Genomic DNA, 5,810 nt, shown 5'->3' with positions numbered 1-5,810 from the left:
TGCGATCGCAAGGCGGTGGGGGCACCTCCCAGGCGCAGCTCTGGGGGAGATCATCCTCGTACTGGGCGTACTTGGATGAGTCCGACAACGCAGCGTGGGGGCACCTCCCGTGCCCGAAGGGCTACGGGGGAGTGCGTGCCAGGCGTCGCGTGCCAGGCGGGACTTTCGCAACACGCCCTAGGCGGCTGGTGCGTCCGGGTGGTCCTGCTTCGCCAGATGACGGGCGAAGCCACGGGTCTGCCAGGTGCTGCCGTCCGCGGCGACGGCGAAGCCCTCCGTGTCCGGCAGCCCCTCCAGCCAGTCGCGGGCCCGCTCGCCCATGGCGTACGCGGCCGTCGCCCGGGCGTCCGCCCGGGTCAGGCCCGGTGTCACGACGGTGAGCGAGGCGAGAGCGCCGGCCGGCGGGGCGCCCGTGTGCGGATCGACGATGTGGCAGCCGCGTTCGGCCGGACCCGATGTGGCGACGGCGAGGCTTTCGTCGGTCGCGACCACCGCGACCAGCCCACCGGGGGACAGCGGGTCCGAGATGCCGACCCGCCACGGCCCGCCGTGCAACTGGATGTCGCCCCCGCCGTTGAGGCAGACCGCGGCGGCACCGGACGAGGCGAGCATGCGCGCCGCGCGTTCCACCGCCCAGCCCTTGACCAGGCCGGTGGGGTCGAGTCCGTTCCCGCCCCCGTACCCGGCGGTGAACCAGCCGTGGCTCAGCCGCTCCTCCGTCTCGCAGAGCCCGAGCACCTCGATCACGTCGGGCGCGCAGTCCACCAAAGCGAGTTCCCCCCTGGCGAGCCTGCTGATCTCGCTGTCCCGGCGGTAGGTCGAGAAAAGCTCGTCCGCGCGGTGCAGGGCGGCCACAGCCGCGACGAGTCCGGCGCGCATGCGCGGGCCGTCGCAGTCGGCGGCCATCCGCACGTCGAACGAGAACACCGTGCCCATCGCATGCTCGACATGGCGCAGTCGTGCCCGGTCCGTCGTCACAGGCCGGCCTTGTCGAGGGCGCTCTGCAGGGAGGTGACGTAGCCCTGGCTCGTGTACGAGGCTCCGGAGACGGTGTCGATCCGAGCGCTCTGTGCGGCGACGGCCGCCTTGTTGAGCTTCGGTACGGCGGTGGCGGCGATCTTCCGGCTGTTGGCGTCGGACGACGGTGCCTTGACGGCCTCGGCCGCGGTGACCCTGCCGCCGCTGAGCGTGAGCCGCACCTGCACCGGACCGTACTGGGTCGGGGCTTCGTCCCCGAGGACGGTCTGCCCGCCCGCGGGCTCGACGCCGGGGCCGGTTCCGGCGGGTGCCGACGCCGCGGGCGGTACGGCGCCGCCGGCCTGCGGCGCCGCACCCGCCGTCGGCGTGCCCGGCTGTTTGACGGCCAGGAGCAGCACGACGGCCGACGTGGTGCCGGCGACGGCGAGAAGGATCCGGCGCAGGGGGTGTTTCCTCTTCACGGACGGCCTCACATCTCGAACGACTCATGGTGGATACGGCGGGACGGCACTCCCGCCGCGCGCAGCGCGTGGTACGACTCCTCGGCGAGACCGGGTGGTCCGCACAGATAGACGTCGTGCTGATCGATGTCCGGCAGCACCTCCTTGAGCCGCTCGGTGGTGATGCGGGGGCGTGCCCCGTCCGGCCCGTTCACGGCGTACATCAGCTTCGCCTCCCGCGCCTCGGCGATCTGCTGCAGCTCACTCCAGAGCGCCAGGTCCTCCCTCGTGCCGGCCCGGTAGAGCAGGGACACATCACCGGGGCCGCCCGGCAGCGTCTCGAACAGGGCCCGCAGCGGGGTGATGCCGGCCCCGCCGGCGATCAGGAGCACCTTGTTCCGGCTCCGCCGGCCCGCGGTCATCGCTCCGTACGGTCCCTCGGCCCAGACCCTCGTCCCCGGTTCCAGCCGGGCGAGTGCCGTGCTGTGCTCGCCGACGGCCTTGACGGTGATGCGCAGCAGATCCGGGCGGGGCGGAGCGGAGAGGGAGTACGGATTGGAGCTCCAGCGCAGCCCCCTGGTGAGGAACCGCCAGCGGAAGAAGTGACCCGCCTCGGCGCCGAGCCGGTGCAGCCGGCGCCCGGTGATCAGCACGGAGACCACACCGGGGGCCTCGTTCACGACGGATTCCACCCGCATCCGGTGCCAGAGGTTGAGCCGCACCGGTGCCAGGGCGCGGTACCAGAGGAGCAGTGCGCCGACCGCCGCGTACAGCACGTACCAGACCGTACGAGCGGTCGCACTCGCCACGAACTCGGCGCCGGTGGCTAGCTGGTGCCAGAAGGTCAGGTACACGGCGGCATAGGTCAGCAGATGCAGGTAGTACCAGGTCTCGTAGCGCATCCGGCGGCGCACCGCACCTGCCGACACGAAGCCGACCACCAGCAGGAGGACGGTGCCGACCACCGCCTTGATCATTTCGGGGAAGTCGACGACGACGGTCACGGTCTGCTCGACGAGGCCGGTACGGCCCTGTACGGAGTAACCCCAGATGGTCAGTACGACATGGGCGACGACGAGACTGATCGCGTACCGGCCGCTCATCGCGTGCCAGCGGGCCGACCGGTCGGAACCCACACGTCGTTCCAGCGCCGGGACACGCGCCATCTGCAGCACCACGAGCGCGATCATGTAACCGCCGAGCAGGCCCGTGATCCGGCCCGCCCCGACCAGCCACTCGGCGGTGTCCATACGGACGACCGCCGTGTTCTCCCACCACAGCCACAGGACGGCCGCCGCTCCTGCCCAGGCCGCGGCCAGCAGCACCGCCGCCGGATTGCGGCGCGGCCGGATCGCGCGCATGGTCTGGCGCCTTGCGGCCCGACCACTCTGAATCATCGTCACGGCTGCTCCTCGGCTCATCCGTATCGCTCTGGTGGATACGGAGACGAGGGCCGAGGAGTTCAACGCGGGGCCTCTTGTGTCACCTGTACGCGCCCGGCGTCCGCAGGGCCTGCTGACAGGGTCGGCCGGAGCGGCCCCTGGAGCAGCGCCCCGGTCCGTCCGCGTACCGGGGTGGCCCCGGCCACTGGATATGCGCCCGCGTTGACAAAACATACGGAGGTCTGCATAGTTATACCCATCACCGAATGCACCGTAAGGAGAACCCCGTGACCGAGCGCGTCGTACTCGCCTACTCGGGCGGTCTGGACACCTCCGTCGCCATCGGCTGGATCGCCGAGGAGACGGGCGCCGAGGTCATCGCCGTTGCCGTGGACGTCGGCCAGGGCGGCGAGGACCTGGACGTCATCCGCAAGCGCGCGCTCGCCTGCGGTGCCGTGGAGGCGGAGGTCGCGGACGCCAAGGACGAGTTCGCCGAGGAGTACTGCCTCCCGGCGATCAAGGCCAACGCCCTCTACATGGACCGGTACCCGCTGGTCTCCGCCCTCTCCCGGCCGACCATCGTCAAGCACCTCGTCGCCGCAGCCAAGAAGCACAACGCCGGCATCGTCGCGCACGGCTGCACCGGCAAGGGCAACGACCAGGTCCGCTTCGAGGCCGGCATCCAGGCCCTCGGCCCCGACCTGAAGTGCATCGCCCCGGTCCGTGACTACGCGATGACCCGGGACAAGGCGATCGCCTTCTGCGAGGAGAAGCAGCTCCCGATCGCGACCACCAAGAAGTCGCCGTACTCCATCGACCAGAACGTCTTCGGGCGGGCCGTCGAGACCGGCTTCCTGGAGGACATCTGGAACGCGCCGATCGAGGACATCTACGAGTACACCCAGAACCCGGCCCTCGCCCGCGAGGCCGACGAGGTGATCATCACCTTCAAGGAGGGTGTCCCGGTCGCCATCGACGGCAAGCCCGTCTCCGTCCTGCAGGCCATCCAGCAGCTCAACGAGCGGGCCGGCGCCCAGGGCATCGGCCGGATCGACATGGTCGAGGACCGGCTCGTCGGCATCAAGTCCCGTGAGGTGTACGAGGCGCCGGGCGCGATCGCGCTGATCACCGCCCACCAGGAGCTGGAGAACGTCACGGTCGAGCGCGAGCTGGCCCGCTACAAGCGGCAGGTCGAGCAGCGCTGGGGCGAGCTCGTCTACGACGGTCTGTGGTTCTCGCCGCTCAAGCGCGCCCTGGACGGCTTCATCAACGAGGCGAACCAGCACGTCACCGGAGACATCCGGATGACCCTCCACGGCGGCCGCGCCGTCGTCACCGGCCGGAAGTCGGACCAGTCGCTGTACGACTTCAACCTGGCGACGTACGACTCGGGCGACACGTTCGACCAGTCGAAGGCCCAGGGCTTCATCGACATCTTCGGCCTGTCGTCGAAGATTGCCGCGAAGCGGGACCTCGCGTAACCCCCGCACGTTGAACCAACCGCCTCCCCGTTCCTCCGTGCCGGGGAGGCGGTGGCACATCCACAGTCTTCGAGGAGCTTGAGAAGTGAGCAGCAACAACGGTGACGTACGGCTCTGGGGCGGCCGGTTCGCCGCCGGTCCCGCCGAGGCCCTGGCCAAGCTGTCCGCCTCGGTCCACTTCGACTGGCGCCTCGCGCCGTACGACATCGCCGGCTCCCGCGCCCATGCGCGCGTGCTCAACAAGGCAGGCCTGCTGACGGCGGACGAGCTGGAGCGGATGATCGCGGGGCTCGACCAGCTCGAAGCGGACGTCGCCGACGGCAGCTTCGTGGGCACCATCGCCGACGAGGACGTCCACACGGCCCTGGAGCGTGGTCTGCTGGAGCGCCTCGGCCCGGACCTCGGCGGCAAACTGCGCGCCGGCCGGTCCCGCAACGACCAGGTCGCCACGCTCTTCCGGATGTATCTGCGCGACCACGCCCGGATCATCGGCGGTCTCGTCGCCGAGCTCCAGGACGCGCTGGTGGGCCTCGCCGAGGCCCACCCGGACGTCGCCATGCCGGGTCGTACGCACCTCCAGCACGCCCAGCCGGTCCTCTTCGCCCACCACGTCCTGGCCCACGTCCAGTCCCTGTCCCGGGACGCCGAGCGACTGCGGCAGTGGGACGACCGGACCGCCGTCTCCCCGTACGGCTCCGGCGCGCTCGCCGGATCGTCCCTCGGCCTCGACCCGGAGGCGGTGGCGAAGGACCTCGGCTTCGAGCACGGCTCCGCCGCCAACTCCATCGACGGCACGGCCTCCCGCGACTTCGTCGCCGAGTTCGCCTTCATCACCGCGATGATCGGCGTGAACCTCTCCCGGATCGCCGAGGAGGTCATCATCTGGAACACGAAGGAGTTCTCCTTCGTGACCCTGCACGACGCCTTCTCGACCGGCTCGTCGATCATGCCGCAGAAGAAGAACCCGGACATCGCCGAGCTGGCGCGCGGCAAGTCGGGCCGCCTCATCGGCAATCTCACCGGCCTGCTCGCCACGCTGAAGGCGCTGCCGCTCGCGTACAACCGCGACCTCCAGGAGGACAAGGAGCCGGTCTTCGACTCCTGCGACCAACTGGAGGTCCTGCTCCCGGCCTTCACCGGGATGATGGCGACGCTGACCGTCAACCGTGAGCGGATGGAGGAGCTGGCCCCGGCCGGGTTCTCGCTCGCCACGGACATCGCCGAATGGCTGGTCAAGCAGGGCGTGCCGTTCCGCGTGGCGCACGAGGTCGCGGGGGAGTGCGTCAAGGAGTGCGAGGCACACGGGATCGAGCTGGACCAGCTCACCGACGAGCAGTTCGCCAAGATCTCGCCGCATCTGACGCCCGACGTCCGTACGGTCCTGAACGTCCCGGGCGCGCTCGCGTCCCGTAACGGGCGCGGCGGTACGGCCCCGTCGGCGGTCGCCGTCCAGCTCGCCGAGGTGAAGGCCGACCTGGCCACGCAGCACGCCTGGGCCACCGCCAAGATCTGACGGCGGTCCTCCGGAG

At 70.5% G+C, this 5,810-nt stretch carries 5 protein-coding genes; 2 read left to right on the top strand and 3 right to left on the bottom strand.

What is annotated here, in order from left to right:
• Nucleotides 1-177 precede the first annotated feature (177 nt).
• The 3 genes from ACWGI8_RS37825 to ACWGI8_RS37815 are packed head-to-tail and all read right to left on the bottom strand — an operon-like array spanning nt 178 to nt 2,815.
• Nucleotides 178-936, bottom strand: a complete 759-nt coding sequence (locus ACWGI8_RS37825) for an FAD:protein FMN transferase (RefSeq protein WP_453667968.1) — start codon at nt 934-936, stop codon at nt 178-180.
• A 38-nt stretch (nt 937-974) separates the two neighbouring features.
• Entirely contained in the window at nt 975-1,439 is a 465-nt protein-coding gene (locus ACWGI8_RS37820; protein ID WP_453667966.1) for an FMN-binding protein, read from the bottom strand.
• 8 nt (nt 1,440-1,447) lie between these two features.
• Nucleotides 1,448-2,815, bottom strand: coding sequence for a ferredoxin reductase family protein (locus ACWGI8_RS37815; protein ID WP_453667967.1), 1,368 nt, complete (start codon nt 2,813-2,815; stop codon nt 1,448-1,450).
• Nucleotides 2,816-3,087: 272 nt separating this feature from the next.
• On the opposite strand from ACWGI8_RS37815, the gene ACWGI8_RS37810 reads away from it, so the two are divergent.
• Together ACWGI8_RS37810 and argH are read left to right on the top strand one after the other, a co-directional pair.
• A complete protein-coding gene (locus ACWGI8_RS37810; RefSeq protein ID WP_453667965.1) occupies nt 3,088-4,281 on the top strand; it encodes an argininosuccinate synthase in 1,194 nt (397 codons plus the stop codon).
• A gap of 85 nt (nt 4,282-4,366) precedes the next feature.
• A complete protein-coding gene (argH, locus tag ACWGI8_RS37805) occupies nt 4,367-5,794 on the top strand; it encodes an argininosuccinate lyase (RefSeq protein ID WP_453667964.1) in 1,428 nt (475 codons plus the stop codon).
• Nucleotides 5,795-5,810: the final 16 nt, after the last annotated feature.

Source organism: Streptomyces sp. NPDC054841, assembly GCF_053611045.1.
This window is presented reverse-complemented; position numbering and strand designations above follow the sequence as displayed.